Here is a 15,813-nt window from a genome sequence, read left to right as displayed (position 1 = left end):
CGACAGCGAAAAAAGGTTCACCGCTATTAGTACAAATCCTACGGTTATCCAAAATAATCTCAATCTATTATTATTGCTGTTACTATTATTCATCATTCTCCTCCGTTTTTCTCCTTACTTCCCATATTATAGCACGTTATATTTTCGGCCTCTGCAGGAGCCACACCAGATCATGAACTCGATGTTTCAAACAACCAGTATTGAATTGAAATTATGCAAAACCCAACTCAATAGTTTTTCAACCGTTCAAGATTTCGACAAAGAGTTTTCTAGTTTTGTAAACGATACTCTATTAGTAAAACCCTATGAAGATTTCTCCGATACATTTTTGCACAAAATGGTGGGACGCGTGCTCATGACGGATTCGACTCATGTAAAAGCCAATGCCAACAAGCACCACTCCTGCAAATGAAAAAAAGAGAAACCCAGCGTCTCAAAGACGTGTGTTTCTCGTACCACTCTCTCATCCGCCGGAAAAAGGCATCCCCCAGGCGTTTCAAACCAGTGGAGGATGCCTTTTTCACATCGGGCGCGTGCCTATTTCTGCTCCTGCAGTTGGGCCTTCGTTTTCTTCAAGTACGCGCGCCACGTAATGCACCACTGCTTCGGATCGTCGAGGGACGACTCGTCGTTGCGGTGAACGGTGCTGTTGTGCGGAGCGGTTTTGACGATGTCCGGGTTCGTATAAGCTTCATTCGAAATATACTCCAGCGCCCGGATGTATTCGTCCAGGTCTTCCTTGGAATAAGACTCGGTCGGCTCGAGCGTAAACGGCTGCGGCACGATGTACGGATGGTGGGACGTCCAATAGTGGAGGCCGAAATCGCACATCCGGCGCGTGATATCCTCGGTCGTGACGCCCGTTTCGTCCGTCAGCTGCTTCCAGCTGTACCGCACCTGCTCCAGGCGGCGGCCCTTGATGTACGGAGCGCCTGCGCCGCGGATCTGCAAAATCTTATGGTACAGGTAATTGTTGTTCAGTACGGCGATTTGGGCCACGTCCTTCAATCCTTCGGCGCCAAGGCTCATAATCCACGCGTAAGCTCGCAGCACGGTTTGGGCCACGCCGTGGAAGCTGCGGACCTTGCCGATGCTGAGGTCGCCCTGCTCCTTCAGTACGTAACGCCCGCCTTCTTCGCGTTCCACGAGCGGCCCCGGCAGGAACGGCTTCAGCTCTTCGGTCACGCCGAGCGCGCCCGTCGCCGGTCCTCCGCACATATGCGGGGCGGCGAAGGTTTTGTGCAGGTTAAAAAAGCACATGTCGAAGCCGGCTTCCTTCGCCCGGGTAATGCCAAGCAGGCCGTTGGCGTTGGCCTGATCGTAGTAGCAAATGCCGCCGGCGGCGTGCACCACGTCCGTAAATTCCCGGATACGGTGATTGTAAATGCCCGTGTCCTCCGGATTCGCGACGACAAATCCGGCCGTCCGTTCCGAGACGGCGTTTTTCAGCTTTTCGAGATCCGGGAACCCGTCCTCGTCCGGATGCAGCGTGATGATCTTGTAGCCTTTGACCGCAGCGGTCGCCGCCTGGGACGGATGCGAGAAAATCGTCGTGATGATCTCGTCCCGCCGGTCGCCTTCGCCGCGGGAGTCATGGTAAGCCCGGACGATGGAGGCCATGGCCAGCAATGCTTGGGTGCCGCTGCTCGGCTGGAACGAAAAAGCGTCCATGCCGGAAATTTCGCGCATCGCAAGGTCGAGTCGATGGTAAATCTCAAGCATGCCTTGCACGGTGTCGACATCCTGGAGCGGATGCAGCTCCGTTAAACGCGGGTTGCGGATCAGCATTTCATTGATGCGCGGAATGTATTTCATCGTGCAGGTGCCCTGCCCAATTTCGACGTTCAGATCCGATCCCAGCGTTTCCTGGGACAATCTCAAGTAATGGCGGAGCACTTTGGCCTGCCCGATTTCCGGAAGCGCGGGAGCCGAGCTGCGACGCATGGAAGCCGGGATGCTGTCCTCGGCGCTGCCGACCGCGGCCGCCACGGCCGCTTCGGTTCCCGGAGGGATGACGCCCCGCTCCCCTGGGCGGTGAAGTTCAAAAATAACCGGTTCATCCCATTTGGCTTGGTGGAACTGACGGACCTTGCGGTCTCTCTTAATCCGTTTCATGGCGTCTGTCTCCCCCTCTTAGGTTCTTGTAGTCGATGACGTGCCGACAATCGCGCGGATCGCGGCCGCAAGGCGGTCCAGATCGGACTGCGTATGGATTTCCGTCACGCAGTAGAGCGCGCATTGTCCCCACGCCGGATACCCCGCGGACAAATCCTTGCCGCCGAAAATGCCTTCCTCCATCAGGCGGCGGTTGATCTCGGCAACGGTCAGGCCCGTGGCGTTAAAGTCGACGACGAATTCCTTGAAAAAGGCGCCTTCGAACCGAAGGGCAACGCCCGGAATCTCCGCCAGCCGCTTCGCGGCATAATGCGACTTCTGGATGATGGTGCTGCCGACCTCCTTCATGCCGTGCGGACCGAGCAGCGCCAAATATACGCCGGCCGTAATTCCCCACAAGGCGGTTTGGGTACCTACGGATTCCTTGCCCTTCTCGCGGAGGGCAAAGGACGTGCGCTCGTAAGCGACGTCCCCGAAGCCGTATTCGCCTTCTACCTCGGTCGGTACGATGCCGAACAGGCGGGAAGGATATTCCATGACGAATTTCTCTTCATCGCGCGTCGCGATGAAACCTGCCTGGCCGCCGCCGTAATTCATATGCATGCCAAGCGGCTGCAGATCCCCGCAGACGATGTCCGCGCCGTAGCGCGGCGGAGCTTCGAGCACCCCGAGGGAAATCGGGTCGACGCCGACGATCGATACGGCCCCGGCGTCATGGGCAAGCTTCGAGATTTCCGCTCCCCGGTCCTCGATGATGCCGAGATACCCCGGGTTTTCGAAATAAACGGCCGCCACGTCGGGGCCGAGTTTGCTTTGCAGGTCGTCCAGGTCCATTTTCCCTGTCGCCGGGTCGATCTCCACGTATGCGATGTCCATGACCGGTACGCAGTAATTGCGAATGATCGCGGCCTTATCGGGATCGACGGAACGCGGAAGCAAAGCGGTCTTGCGGCCCGTCATGCGGCCGGCCATCCGGATGGCCGTCGATGCCGCCTGCGCCCAGTCGAACGTAGGCACGTTGACGACGTCCATGTCGACAAGCTCGGCGACCAGGCTTTGGTATTCGAACAACGCCTGGAAACGCCCATGGTCTTCGTAAGGTTCGCCGGCATAGGCGGTCACGAATTCGGAACGCTGGTTGATTTCGTCGCATACCGCCGGAATGAAATGCTGCCAACAGCCGGCTCCGAGGAAATTGAGATAATCGGCGCCGTCCTTGTTTTTGGCCAGAAGGCCTTCGATATGGCGGCGCAGCTCGTATTCGTTCATCGCCGGCGGCAGGTTCATCTCCCGCTTCAGCTTCAAGCCGTCCGGAATCGCTTCATGCAGCTGGTCCAAGGATGTCAGGCCGATTTCCTTCAGCATCGCGTCCCGGACCTCCGGTACGGTATTCGGAATATAAGGATGGGCATAAGTTCTTTCTGCCAAATGAATCGCCTCCGTTCGTGTTGGAAAAGCAAAACAAAGATCCGTCCTAAGCAATGCCGCCTCCGTCGACGACAAGCACGCTGCCTGTCACCCAGGAAGAGAGGTCGCTGGCCAGGAACAATACGGCGTTTGCGATATCCCGCGGCGTGCCGAGCCTCTCCAGCGGCCGCCCGCCCGCCGAAGCGACGAGGAACGACGCTTCGTCCTGCTGAAGCTGCTTGGCTTCGTCGCGAAGGAGCGGCGTGTCGGTGTCGCCCGGCGACACGCAGTTGACGCGGATGTTGGCCGGGCCGTGGTCGATGGCCATCGCTTTGGTCAGATTGACGACCCCGGCTTTGGCCGCGCAGTATGCAGCGGCTCGGTCCCCGCCTTTCAGCCCCCAGCCGGAACCCGTATTGATGATGCTGCCTCCGCCGCCTTGCTCCATGATCGGGATGACGTACTTGGAGAGCAGGTACACGCCTTTCAGCGAAACGTCCAGCACCAGATCCCAATCCCGCTCCTCGAGCTCGGTCACCGTTTTACGGCGGATGACGCCCGCGTTGTTAAACAGGATGTGGATGCCCCCAAGCGCCGATGCGACCTCTCCGGCGACGCGCTCGCAATCCGCGGCGGAAGTGACGTTGCAGCGGTAGAAGCTGGCCTGTCCTCCCTTTTCGCGGATGCCGGCGGCCGCTTGTTCCCCCGCCGTTTCATTGATGTCGACCAGCACCGCATGCGCTCCGAATTCGGCGAGCAGCTCGGCGGTGGCCAGGCCGATCCCTGAAGCGCCCCCCGTGACGACCGCCACTTTACCCGATAAGTTCAAAACATCCTGTGATTTAAGCATCGTTCTCCTCCTCCAGCTTCATGTTGTCCGCTTCCGCCGCCATGCTCCGCCACAGCCGTTCAGGCGAGCCGTTTTCGGCCATATACGCCTGCAGCAGGATGCGGAACCGGAAAGGCTCCGGCTTGACGGCATGTTCCGGCGACTGCGCCGGTCCGCAGCTGTTGCTGCCGAGGCCGTTTTGCCGGTAATCCAAATTAAGGGTGATATAATCCCGCGGTTTCAGGTCGCTCAAATGCCGAGCCGCTTCCAGATCGGCGTCGGCATACCGCCTTGCGCTGAATTCAAGCACCGGCGCGCCGGCCGCCAGCAGGCCGATGCCCGTTCCATCCGAGACGGACACCCAGCGGACGTCCGTCCGGTTGCCGTTCTCTTGCGGATACACGTACGGCGTAAATAAACCGTCAACCGTGTTCCGGTACACGCCGAACCTGCCCGCTTCTTTGCTGTCCGAATAACTTTCTCCCGGCCCGCGCCCGTACCACCGGACATGCTCCATGTCGCCCGGTATTTCGAGCTGGAGGCCGATTTTCGGCAGCATGGAAGGCGGCGTTCCTTCCGGCGTCCCGTTCACGTCGATGACGACCAGCCCGCTGGCGCTCACCGTATACGAAACCTCACAGCGGAAACCCCAATCATGGACCGGCGGCGCAATCCGCGAATTCCAGGTTACCCGTACCGCGCTATCGTCCAGCCGTTCCCAACGGAAACCGTCGATCCGTTCCGACAGCCGGTCGAGATGGGCTTTGCGCCAATCCGCGAGCACGTACATGTCGTTGTCGATCGGCGCCCGCCAGAAGTTTAGGCGCGGACCGCGCCGGATCAGCTCCTTGCCGCCGAAGTGCAGCGAAGCGATTCCCGGCTGAAGCCGGTCAAAGGTCAACCGGAACGCATCGTTACCAACGGCAAGTCTCCGGTCCTCCTCGTTTGCCGACAAGGCCCGAGGTTCGGCGGAGACGGCCTCAGCTCCCGGTTCAACGGAGGCGGCTGCGATTGGCAGCGCAAACTGGGCCCAGGCCACCTCATGGCCTTGGGAAGCCCAATCGCAATCGGCCGCCAGCGTGAAGCCGATGTTCAGCCAGCGTTCCGCGCCAAAGGCGGCGACGTTCCGCAAGAGGTCATCCCGCAGCGGAATCTCCACCTCGCGGCTTTCGCCCGCCCCGATCTCCGGCAGCTCAAGCACGCCGCTGTCCAAAACCCGTCCGTCCCCCGTGACGCTGTAATGCGCCCGCAAGTGATCCAGGCCGATAAAATCGTAGCGGTTCGTCACGCGGATGCGGCCTTCATCGGTCATTTTCACCCGGACGGGTTCGATGATTTTCTTGTATTCAAGGAGTCCCGGCGATGGCGTCCGATCCGGGAAGACCAGTCCGTCGATCACGAAGTTGCCGTTGTTCGGCACATCGCCGTAATCGCCGCCGTAAGCGTAATCGGCCTTGCCGTCCGCCGTCCTGCGGCTGAGGCCGTGGTCGATCCATTCCCAGACGAAACCGCCCTGCAGGCGCCGGTACCTGTCGAAGACGTCGAAATACGCGCGCAGCCCTCCCGGGCCGTTGCCCATGGCATGGGCAAATTCGCACAACACATGCGGTTTCGGATGATCCTCCATTCGGCCGAAGCCTTCCATTTTCTCCACGGAAGAGTACATCGTGCTGACGACGTCGCATACCTCCGCTTCCCGGTCTTCCTCATAATGGACGAGGCGGGTCGGATCATGTTCCTTGCACCATGCGGACATCGCGCGGAAGTTGCAGCCGAAGCCCGATTCGTTACCCAGCGACCAGAAGATGACCGACGGATGGTTTTTGTCGCGTTCCACCATGCGGCGCACCCGGTCCACGTAAGCTTCCTTCCAGGCCGGATCGTCGCTTAGGCGCGATATGTTGCCAAGCGGCTCGAAGCCGTGCGTTTCCAAGTCCGTTTCTTCCATGACGTACAACCCGTATTCGTCGCACAGGTCGTAAAAGCGCGGGTCGTTCGGATAATGCGCCGTACGGACCGCGTTGATGTTATGCCGCTTCATCAGCTTGATGTCCTCCAGCATCGTCGACAACGTCACCGTCCGGCCCGTATCCGGATGATGGTCATGCCGGTTGACGCCTTTGAGCAGGATCGCCTTGCCGTTCACCAAAAACTGGCCGTCCTTCACCTCGATGCGGCGGAAGCCGACGCGCTGGGCGACGGTTTCGGTTACCTGCCCCTGCGCATCGAATACGGTCAATACCAAATGGTACAAATACGGCGATTCCGCGTTCCATAAAACCGGTTTGGCGACGGGCAGGTTAAACTCGGCATGCGCCTCCCCGGACCATGTTTTTTCGGCGGAGAGCAGCTCGGCTCCCGTCCGATCCAGCAGCTGGAGGCGAACTTTGCCTCCGGCGTCTTTTCCAGCCATGTCCGTGCGCACCGACAGCACCGCGTTCGTCAGCTCGGCGTCCAGCTCCGTTACCACCCGGAAATCGGCCATGCGCACGGAGGACGGTTCGGCCACCAGGTACACGTCCCGGAAAATGCCGCTCATCCACCACATGTCCTGATCCTCCAGATAACTGCCGTCCGACCACTGATACACACGAACGGCCAATCGGTTCATGCCGGATTTCAAATAAGGGGTCAAATCGAACTCCGACGTCAGGCGGCTCCCTTGGCTGTAACCGACAAACGCCCCGTTCAGCCACAGATGGAAGGCGCTGTCCACGCCGTCGAATTTAATGGACACATGCCGTCCGTCCCATCGCGCGGGAAGCTCGAAGTCCCTGACGTAACTCCCCGTCGGATTGTCGTTCGGCACATGCGGCGGATCGACCGGAAACGGGTAATACAGGTCCGTGTAATGCGGGTGCCCGTAGCCCTGCAGCTGCCAGTGGCCCGGCACGCGGATGTCGTCCCATCCCGAAACGTCGAATTCCTGCTCGTAAAAATGCCGCGGAGCCAGCTCCGGCCCCTCCGCAAAATCGAATTTCCATATCCCGTTCAGCGATTTGAACCACGGGGAACTCCCCCGGTCATAACTCAAAGCGCCTTCCCGATCGGGGAACGGGATGAAATAAGCCCGGCTCTTCGTGCGGTTACGCTCCAGCACGCCGAGGTTATCCCAATCCCGCTGCTTCATGATGTCATTCATGGTCCTCTTCCTTTCTCTGCGATCTATCCTTTGATGCCCGTCGTCGCGATTCCGCCCACGATATAACGCTGCGCGAAGAAGAAAATGGCCAGCGGCGGGATGGAGATCAGGCATGTAATCGCCATGATCGACTGCATGTCGACGCCGTACATCCCCTTAAACTGGGACAAGCCGAGCGTCAGCGTATACTTCGTCTGGTCGTTCAGGAAAATGAGCGGCCCGAGATAGTCGTTCCAGCAGCTCATCACCTGGAATACCGCCACCAGAATCAGCGAAGGCCACATCAGCGGCACGATGATCCGGAACAGCACCGTCACTTTGCTGGCGCCGTCGATCGTGGCCGCTTCGTCCAGCTCCCTGGGCAGGGTCAAAATAAACTGCCGCAGCAAAAAGATATAATAAGCGGATCCGAACCACGAAGGCACGATCAGCGGCTTCAGCGTATTGATCCAGCCCAAATAGTTGAATTCCATGTATTGCGGAATCATCGTCACTTCCCACGGAATCATCATCGTCGCCAGCACGACCAGAAACAGGAAGTCGCGTCCCTTGAACTGGAACCGGGCGAAGCCGTAAGCAACCAGGGTGCAGGAGATCAGCTGGCCGAGCGTGGACAGGGCCGTAATGATCACCGTATTTTTCAAAAACAGGTTAAACGGCTGGCTGTTCCAGGCTTCGGCAAAATTGCTGAATTTCCAGACGGAAGGAATCCATTTGGGCGGGAACAGATACAGCTCCTGCTGCGATTTGAGCGCCGTCGTCACCGCCCAGAACAATGGCGCGATGAACAGGAGCGAAAACAGGATCAGCAGCAGGTACGTCAGCGCTTTTTTCATCCGGCCTGCACCCCTTTTTTCGATTTCCGCTTATCCCGCGAATTTTTTTTCATTTCGCCTTCGTAGAACACCCATGCTTCCGACGACTTGAAGACAAGGAACGTCAGCACAAGCACGATCAGGAACATGAACCAGGCGTTGGCCGCGGAATATCCCATTTTGAAATATTTAAAAGCGTTTTCGTACATGTACATCGCGTAAAAATACGTAGACTTCAGCGGTCCGCCCCCCGTCAAGAGCAAAGCCAAGGTCAGCTGCTGGAACGCCGCGATGATGGACGTAATGAGGTTGAACAAAATCGTCGGGGTGATCATCGGAATGGTCACGCTGAAAAACTGCCGGATTTTGCCGGCCCCGTCGATCGAAGCCGATTCGTACAAATCCTTCGGGATACCCTTCAATCCCGCCAGGAAAATCAGCATCATCGAACCTTGTCCCCACAGGCTGGCGACGACCATCGCCACCAGCGACCATTTCGTGTCGTTCAGCCAGTCCGGACCCTGAATCCCGAACAGCGACAGGAAGTAGTTCAGGATCCCGTAATCCCCGCTGTACACCCAGGACCAGATCATGGCGAGCGCCACGCCCGAAATGACGGACGGCAGGTAGAAGGCGGTGCGGAAAATCGCGCTGCCCCGCACCTTTTGGTTCAGCAGCATGGCGAGTCCCAGCGCGATGATGATGTTGAGCGGGACGAAGAGGGCCGCGAATTTTAAGGTGACGAAAAGCGATTTCCAGAACATCGGATCGTCCGTAAACATTTCGATATAGTTGTCGAAACCGATAAACGTCACTTTGCCGACGATCGGCCAATCGAAAAACGATATGATCAGCGAAAACAGCAGCGGGCCGAGCGTAAAAACGACGAAGCCGAATATCCAAGGAAAGATGAAGAGGTAGGGAGCAGCCCCACCCCATCTGCGTTTTCTCAAGGGCTTAAGGGCGGCTGTCTGTTCCCGTGCGTTGTGCAGGTAGGTCTGAGCCATCTCCTAACCTTCTTTCTTTAGAAGTTGTTTAAGCGTCTATTTCAAATACCGCTCGCTGTCTTTGACCGCCTGGTTCAGCACTTCCTGGGCGCTCGCGCCGTGCATCACCGCTTCGACCGCTGCCGACAGCTGACGGTTCACTTCGTTCCATTTCGGGTTCAGCAGGAACGCCGGCGTATCGCTCGAACGTTCAAGCATCGCGTAAAACGGCTTGTAAAGCGGATCCTGATCCTTCTTCAGCTCGGTCACGACGCTTTGGCGGACAGGCAGGTCGGCTACGCGCATTTTGATCGAATCGTTGGATACGTAAAATTTGACGAACTCCCACGCCAGATCTTTTTGCTTGGAGTCTTTGGCGATGGACAGCGCGGATTCGGCGAGCACGCCTTTGACCGGTTTGCCCGGGAAGGCCGGCATTTCCACGGTGCCTACGTCGACGCCCGCCTGCTTAAACGACTCCAGCGGCCAAATGCCGCTTTCCCACATGGCGATTTTGCCGGCTTTGAAGATGTCGTCGCCGCTCTGCTGGCCTTTTCCGCCCGTCAGCACAGCGGAGCCGTTTTTCACCATGTCCCCGAACATTTGGATCGCTTCGGCCGTCTCCTTGCTGTTCATATATCCGTCGATCGCTTTGCCGTCCGGGGAAATAAAGGAACTGCCGTTGCTCCAAACGAATCCCTGGAGATCGTACGTGTCGTTTTCGGCGCGCACTCCGAAGCCGTACTGCTTTTTCGACTTGTCGGTGAGCTTCTGGGCGATGTCCTGGAATTCGGCCCAGGTCCAGCCGTCTTTCGGATACGGAACGCCCGCCTCGTCGAACAGCTTCTTGTTGTAGTACACGACGCGGGTCGTAAACCCGGCCGGGATGCCGTAAAGCGTATCGCCGATTTTGCCGTAGTTGAACAATCCTTTGTAAAAATCATCTATGTTGAGGTCCGGGTCCTTGTCCGCATAGCCGTCCAGCGGCTCAAGCGATTGATGGTACGTCGGGAAGTCCCACATGTACATCACGTCCGGCGGGTTCGCCGCGCCGAAGCCGGCGGCCAGCTTCTGGTCGAATCCGTCCGCGTAAGCCTCGACCTGCACCTTCGTGCCCGGATGCGCCGCTTCGAACTTTTTGGCGATATCCTGTTCGATCTTAAGCGCATCCCCGGTATCCCAGGTCGCAAAACGCAGCGTTTTCGATTGTTTGGAGCCGCCTTCCCCCTGGCCGGACGTTTCGGCGTTTCCGCCGCTTCCGCCGCAGGCGGACAATACGGATACCATCACCGTTGTTGCAAGGACAATGAGTGAAATTCTCTTTTTCATCTTGTCAGCTCCCCTGTCAATGAGGTGTATAATAATTGAACCGCTTTCATCGTAACTCTTATGAAAGCGGTTCAAAACGTGCATCTATTCGAATGTTGTTGCGTTTTTGTTCGAATGTCGCCGGGCGGGTGTCAATCTGTTCGGGACGCCTCCCCTTTTTGTTGGGAACGGTAATGGCTCGGCGTTTGGCCGGTGCAGCGCTTGAACCATTTGCTGAAATATTTGCTGTCCCCGAGGCCGGTGCGCTCGGCGATTTCCTGCATCGTCAACCCCGTATCGCGCAGCAGCGCCGACGCGAGCCGCAGCTTCCGCTTGTATTGGAAAGCGATAAAGCTGTCTCCGACCGCCTTCTTGAACAGGATGGAAAAATGGCTGCGGCTCAGGCCGACCCTTTCCGCCAGCTGGCTTGCCGACCAATCCGCCGCCGGATTTTCGTGCAGCAGGCGGACCGCTTTCCAGATCGGCTCCGGCCAGTCCTCTCCCGATACGCCGTATATTCGTTCCAGCTCCGCTTCCTTATGCAGGGATTGGAACGCCTCTTTCAGTTCCCCGGCATCCTGCAATGCTCCCTTTCGGCTCCATTTCAGCTTCCCGCACCGGCTTTTGCATTCGACCAGCAAGCCCTCCGCGGTCCCCCGCAGCGATTCGGGAACGGCCCAATAGCAGTATTCCTCGCCGTAAGGGATCACGGTGCCTTCGCATAAGTGCCTGACGTCCTGGCCAGTGCCGAGGAGCAGCCCGCTCCAGCTCGAACCGCAATCGGCCGTACGGATCAAATAAAGGTGCAGCGGCTCACCGTTGAAATGCCACGTTCCCCCGCGCAGCCTGGCAAGCTCGGCCGGAAATTTTTCGTGATGCCCGCTTAGCCAAGCAAAAAGCATCGCCTCCAGCCGTTCGCCGTCCTGACCGTCCGCCGGAGGCGGGGACTGCAGCTCCTGCCGGAATTGCTCCAGCATCGCCTCCAGCTCTTCATCTTCGAACGCGGTCTTGAGCAGGTAACCGGATGCTCCCAGGCGGATGCCCTGCTGGGCGTATTCGAAATCGCGGTGACAGCTCAGCAGAACGATTTTCGTCCGCTGTTCAACTTCCTTCACCCTGCGCGACAGCTCGATCCCGTCCATTTCCGGCATAACGATGTCGGTAATGACAACTTCCGGGCGGTATTCGAGAAAAGCTTCCCAAGCCTTCAGCCCGTTCGGCGCATCCGCAACGACCTCCATGCCGAATCGCTCCCATGCGATCGTGGAACGCAAACCTTTGCGAACGATGCTTTCGTCATCCGCAATCAGCACCTTGATTTTTTTTGCCGTCTCCATCCGAACCCTCCTCCTTTTTCGGCCAACGAATGAGGATCGTCGTGCCCTCGCCTTTCGTCGAATGTACCGTAAGCCCGTATGGCGGGCCAAAATGCAGCTTGAACTTCTGGTCCGCGTTTTGCACGCCGAGCCCGCCGCGCCCGCGGCTCTCCGGCTTCGGCTTGAACAACTGCTCCAGCTTCTCCGCCGCGATGCCCGCGCCGTCGTCCTTCAGCGTCAGCACCAGCTCGTCGTTGTCCTCCCTCACGTCCAGCTCAATGGAGCCGACGCCGTCGGTAAAGCCGTGGAAAAATATATTCTCGAAAAGCGGCTGCAGCGTCATCCGCGGGATCAGGTACCGTTTCAGCGATTCCCCGCAGTGCAGGTCGTAACGGAAAACCTCGCCGTACCGGATTTCCTGGATTTTCAAAAAGTGATCGATCATGCGCAGCTCTCTGCCGAGCGTAATCAGCTCCTGCGAAATGTCGAGATTCCCCTCCAGCACCATCGTCAAATGGTAAAGCATGTGGCGGATCTCCTCCGCTCCCTCCAGCCGGGCTTTCCATTGGATCGAATTCAGCGTGTTGAACAATAGATGCGGATTGATCTGGTAATGGAACGCCCGCAGCTCCGCTTCCTTTTTCAGCCGTTCGCTTTGCTCCACTTCCTCGATCAGCGTCTGCACGCCGCTCACCATCCGGTTGAAGCTCATGTCGAGGCTTCCCAGCTCGTCGCGGCCCTCAACGGGCAGCCGGGTATCGAGCTTGCCGAAGCTGACCTTCTGCATCGAATCTTTGAGCGTCCGAATCCGGGCCGTAAAGCGGGAGGAGAAAACGTAAGCCAGCCCGAACGCAAGCACGCAGGAAATGACGGCCACGACCACGGTGTTGGAGCGAATGACTCCGGACGATTTATAAAACGCTTTGGCCGGCAGCCGGGCTTCGATGGTCCATTGATTCACCGCCAACGTCCGGTCCCAGATGACGTCGTTTTTTTTCGGCGCAAACTTGGAAGCGCTCTCGTATATGAGTCTTCCATCCGGGGACTTGATCGTCAGATGGGCCTTCGTGTCTTCCTCGAACAGACGGAACATGTGGAGCAGTTCCTGCGCGTTTTCCTCGATCAGGATCGTGCTTCCGTCCTGCGCTCCGTTCGGGTGGTGGATGGGCACCGCCAGCCCCAATACCGGGAGATGGGAATCCTCCCCCCTCATCGCATGGTTTTGCTCGTAAAAACCGAGCCAGTACGTGCCTTGATAAGATGCCGGCCTGGACTTCCATGCGGGAATGTTATCCAGCTTGGCCACGTCCAGATTGCTTTCCCCGTAATAATACCCCGATGGCGTAATGATATAAATGCCTGCCGTCCGGTCCGTCCGGAGCGACTTCAGCAGCGCTTCAAAATCGTTTTTTTCGATAATTTCGCTATAAGTAACAGGAACCCGGTTCCCTAAACCGGTACGGGCCGGGTCTAACAAATACGAATAGATGGTTTCGCTTGTTTGTTTCATGCGGCCCAATGACGAATTGGTCTGCTGCTCAAGCTGGGCCACGGCGTTTTCCCCGTATTTGCCGAACTGCGAATTGATCATTTTCGCCGACTGGTAATACGACACCGCGCCGAGCGAAAGCAAAGGAATCAGGGCCACGATGAGAAAACAAACAAGCAGCTTGGTGCGGATGCTCCGGTACGAGCCCGACACGAGACGGCGGTACAGCTGCCGAAGCCGCTGGCCTTTCATCACGATTTCCCCCCTTGTCTGCATGTAGCGTATAACAGCATTCTAGCATGGACGAACACGTAGAAGATAAAATAAAGCTTCCGATGGTACCGCTTACATTTTTCCAGTTGCGGATAAGCTGGCTTTGACGTGAATCCGGCGCGGAAGCAAGACGGGATGTCATGCCGGACAAACGGGAAAAGCACTTCCCCTTGACGCTTTTAAAAAGCGGGAGAAGTGCGTTATATTCCCTTAAAATGCGTATTCATGCCCCAAAATGAGGAACACGCTCGACGTCCAGGTAAACGCTCTGTCGCGGAGGCCTTCGCCGGTCAGGGCGTCGAAATTTTCCGCCATGCCGCTTTTGTTCAGCATGCGGCAGAAGCGGCGCGATACTTCGCGGGCCAGCTCGGCATCGCCGGCCGCGGCGACGCCTTCCACCAGCAGCATCGTCGACGGCGCCCAAATCGGGCCGCGCCAATATCCGTCCGGCGTATAATACGGGCTGCTGACGCTTTCGGTCGCCCAGCCGTTGGCCGTCAGGAACCGGCTTTCGTCGCGCAAGCCCTCGAGCAGCGCGGTGCGGATAGGCTCTGGAAGCCGTTTGCCGAGCACGATCGGCACGAACAGCAGCAAGCTGTCGCCGTCGGACGGCTCATGCGTGCCCGAGCGGCAGGAAATAAACTTTCCGTCCCGCCAAAAATGGGCGATCATGTTATCGAGCGTATCCTCCGCCAAACGGCGCCATGCCGAGGATTCTTCCGGAAGTCCGAGCAAGCCGGCGATTTCGGCAAGCAGCTCGGCCTGAAGGATCAGGAACGCCGCCAAATCCGGGCTTTCCACCGGAATCCCGTTATTAAACGCCGTGCTGTTGTCCCAGCCCGAATCGTTGCCGTGGTTGTACTGCGGAATGCCGTCGCCGTCCCCGTCGCGGTACCGGTACCACCATTTCGTCCATTTGGACAATGGACCGTATACTTCGCGCAGCTGAGACTCCCGGATGTAATCCGTCCGCTGCATCATCCAGGCGAGCGTCCAGCCGTGAATCGGCGGTTTGTTGCAGTTCCACAGCTCGTATTTGTCGTTGACGAAGTCGGGAATCAGCCCGCTTTCGTCCTGCCGGTCGAAAAAGATCATGAACTGGTCCCAGGCCAGCTTCGGATCATGGCGGACCAAAGCCATCGCGTTAAAGCAGTGGTCCCAGCTCCAAATATTCGTCATCCAGTTTTTCGACATGTACATGGCCGGCCGCGTCAGCAAGCCTTCCGCCGGGACGAGGCAGGACCAGGTAATATAGGCCGCAAGCTCCCTTCCCTCGGTGAAAGCCTCGGACACGGGCAAACTTCGATCGAGCCAAGAAACAAAGTCCTCCTTTGCCGACTGAACCGCTTCGTCAAACGGCTCCCATGCCGCCCGCGGCTCCCAGACCGTGCGGAATTCCTCGACGGCAAACTCCGCTTCGTTCATGCCCGGATCCGGAACGAACTCGGCGACGACGCGGGAGCTTTTGATTTTGTCCCACGGCACTTCCATCTTCATGGCGCCCGCAAGCCGGGTCAGCATAAAGCGGCATTCATGGGTGAAGCTGTTCATCTCCCAGCTGTCTTCGTTCACTTCGTAAGCATAATCGTAAGCGGCCGGCATGAAAGTCAGCCGGATGCCGCAGCCCTTTGAACGGAAGCGGACCGTACGTTTGTCCGAAATGCAAATGTCGGCGTAGATTTCGGACGCGGGCGATTGAAGCTTGACCGCCTCCGGCGATGCCTCAGCCGTAAACGGAATCAGCCTGCCGAGGGCATCCACCGGTTCGATGCGGAAGGCTTCTCCGAACTTGTCGTCTCCGCCCCGTACCGTCCGGAGGTACAGGCCTTCCTGTCTATTTTTTCCTTCGGGCAGGAGCGAAACCGCAAGAAACGTTTCTCTCCGGCTGAAGGGCACGATGCTCAGGTCGAATTTCATGGCTGTTCTCCTTCGTCAAGAGGAATCATAACGCTTTCATTGTACCCTTGATCGGGAGGGGTCGAAACGGCCAGTTGTTTTCAAGTGGCGGCCATTTTGTTGGAATAACGGGGGCGCCCTCATAAAAGGTGTCTTTTTGTTCGACCATGCGGGGCATAAATGTTAGGCCGGTCTCCGCCGCCTTCCGAGATTCGTTATTGAGCGTTCGGCTTGGAA

At 57.9% G+C, this 15,813-nt stretch carries 11 protein-coding genes; 1 reads left to right on the top strand and 10 read right to left on the bottom strand.

Annotation, left to right across the window (positions count from 1 at the left end; all coding sequences use genetic code 11):
- Window positions 1-172: 172 nt before the first annotated feature.
- Window positions 173-412 (top strand): hypothetical protein, encoded by a 240-nt coding sequence (locus MKY58_RS04580; protein WP_339323649.1) that lies wholly within the window; start codon window positions 173-175, stop codon window positions 410-412.
- Between the two features lie 125 nt (window positions 413-537).
- Here the strand turns inward: MKY58_RS04580 and gcvPB are convergent, their stop codons facing one another.
- The 10 genes from gcvPB to MKY58_RS04530 form a co-directional block, all read right to left on the bottom strand.
- On the bottom strand, window positions 538-2,115 hold the full coding sequence (gene gcvPB / locus MKY58_RS04575; protein ID WP_339323648.1) for an aminomethyl-transferring glycine dehydrogenase subunit GcvPB: 1,578 nt from the start codon (window positions 2,113-2,115) through the stop codon (window positions 538-540).
- 18 nt (window positions 2,116-2,133) lie between these two features.
- Window positions 2,134-3,543: an aminomethyl-transferring glycine dehydrogenase subunit GcvPA gene (gcvPA, locus tag MKY58_RS04570; protein WP_339323647.1), complete on the bottom strand. Its 1,410-nt coding sequence runs from the start codon at window positions 3,541-3,543 to the stop codon at window positions 2,134-2,136.
- Window positions 3,544-3,589: 46 nt separating this feature from the next.
- Window positions 3,590-4,372 carry an SDR family NAD(P)-dependent oxidoreductase gene (locus MKY58_RS04565; protein ID WP_339323646.1) on the bottom strand — a complete coding sequence of 261 codons (783 nt, stop codon included), beginning with the start codon at window positions 4,370-4,372 and terminating at the stop codon, window positions 3,590-3,592.
- Complete coding sequence (locus tag MKY58_RS04560; protein WP_339323645.1) at window positions 4,365-7,493, bottom strand: glycoside hydrolase family 2 TIM barrel-domain containing protein; 3,129 nt, start codon at window positions 7,491-7,493, stop codon at window positions 4,365-4,367. Before MKY58_RS04560 ends, MKY58_RS04565 begins: the two co-directional genes overlap by 8 nt.
- A gap of 23 nt (window positions 7,494-7,516) precedes the next feature.
- Window positions 7,517-8,329, bottom strand: a complete 813-nt coding sequence (locus MKY58_RS04555) for a carbohydrate ABC transporter permease (protein WP_339323644.1) — start codon at window positions 8,327-8,329, stop codon at window positions 7,517-7,519.
- Window positions 8,326-9,315 carry a sugar ABC transporter permease gene (locus MKY58_RS04550; protein WP_339323643.1) on the bottom strand — a complete coding sequence of 330 codons (990 nt, stop codon included), beginning with the start codon at window positions 9,313-9,315 and terminating at the stop codon, window positions 8,326-8,328. The genes MKY58_RS04555 and MKY58_RS04550 overlap by 4 nt, the downstream gene beginning before the upstream one ends.
- Window positions 9,316-9,351: 36 nt before the next feature.
- Window positions 9,352-10,623, bottom strand: a complete 1,272-nt coding sequence (locus tag MKY58_RS04545) for a sugar ABC transporter substrate-binding protein (protein WP_339323642.1) — start codon at window positions 10,621-10,623, stop codon at window positions 9,352-9,354.
- Between the two features lie 131 nt (window positions 10,624-10,754).
- Window positions 10,755-11,939 carry a response regulator gene (locus MKY58_RS04540; RefSeq protein WP_339323641.1) on the bottom strand — a complete coding sequence of 395 codons (1,185 nt, stop codon included), beginning with the start codon at window positions 11,937-11,939 and terminating at the stop codon, window positions 10,755-10,757.
- Window positions 11,899-13,659 carry a sensor histidine kinase gene (locus MKY58_RS04535; protein WP_339325052.1) on the bottom strand — a complete coding sequence of 587 codons (1,761 nt, stop codon included), beginning with the start codon at window positions 13,657-13,659 and terminating at the stop codon, window positions 11,899-11,901. The genes MKY58_RS04540 and MKY58_RS04535 overlap by 41 nt, the downstream gene beginning before the upstream one ends.
- 231 nt (window positions 13,660-13,890) lie before the next feature.
- The gene (locus MKY58_RS04530; RefSeq protein ID WP_339323640.1) at window positions 13,891-15,597 is read right to left on the bottom strand and encodes a trehalase family glycosidase; all 1,707 of its coding nucleotides are present in this window, start codon (window positions 15,595-15,597) and stop codon (window positions 13,891-13,893) included.
- Between the last annotated feature and the right edge of the window lie 216 nt (window positions 15,598-15,813).

It is taken from the genome of Paenibacillus sp. FSL W8-0194 (genome assembly GCF_037969745.1).
GTDB lineage: Bacteria > Bacillota > Bacilli > Paenibacillales > Paenibacillaceae > Paenibacillus_AQ > Paenibacillus_AQ cookii.
Note: the sequence above shows the minus strand (reverse complement) of the source record. Positions and strands in the feature narration are given on the sequence as shown.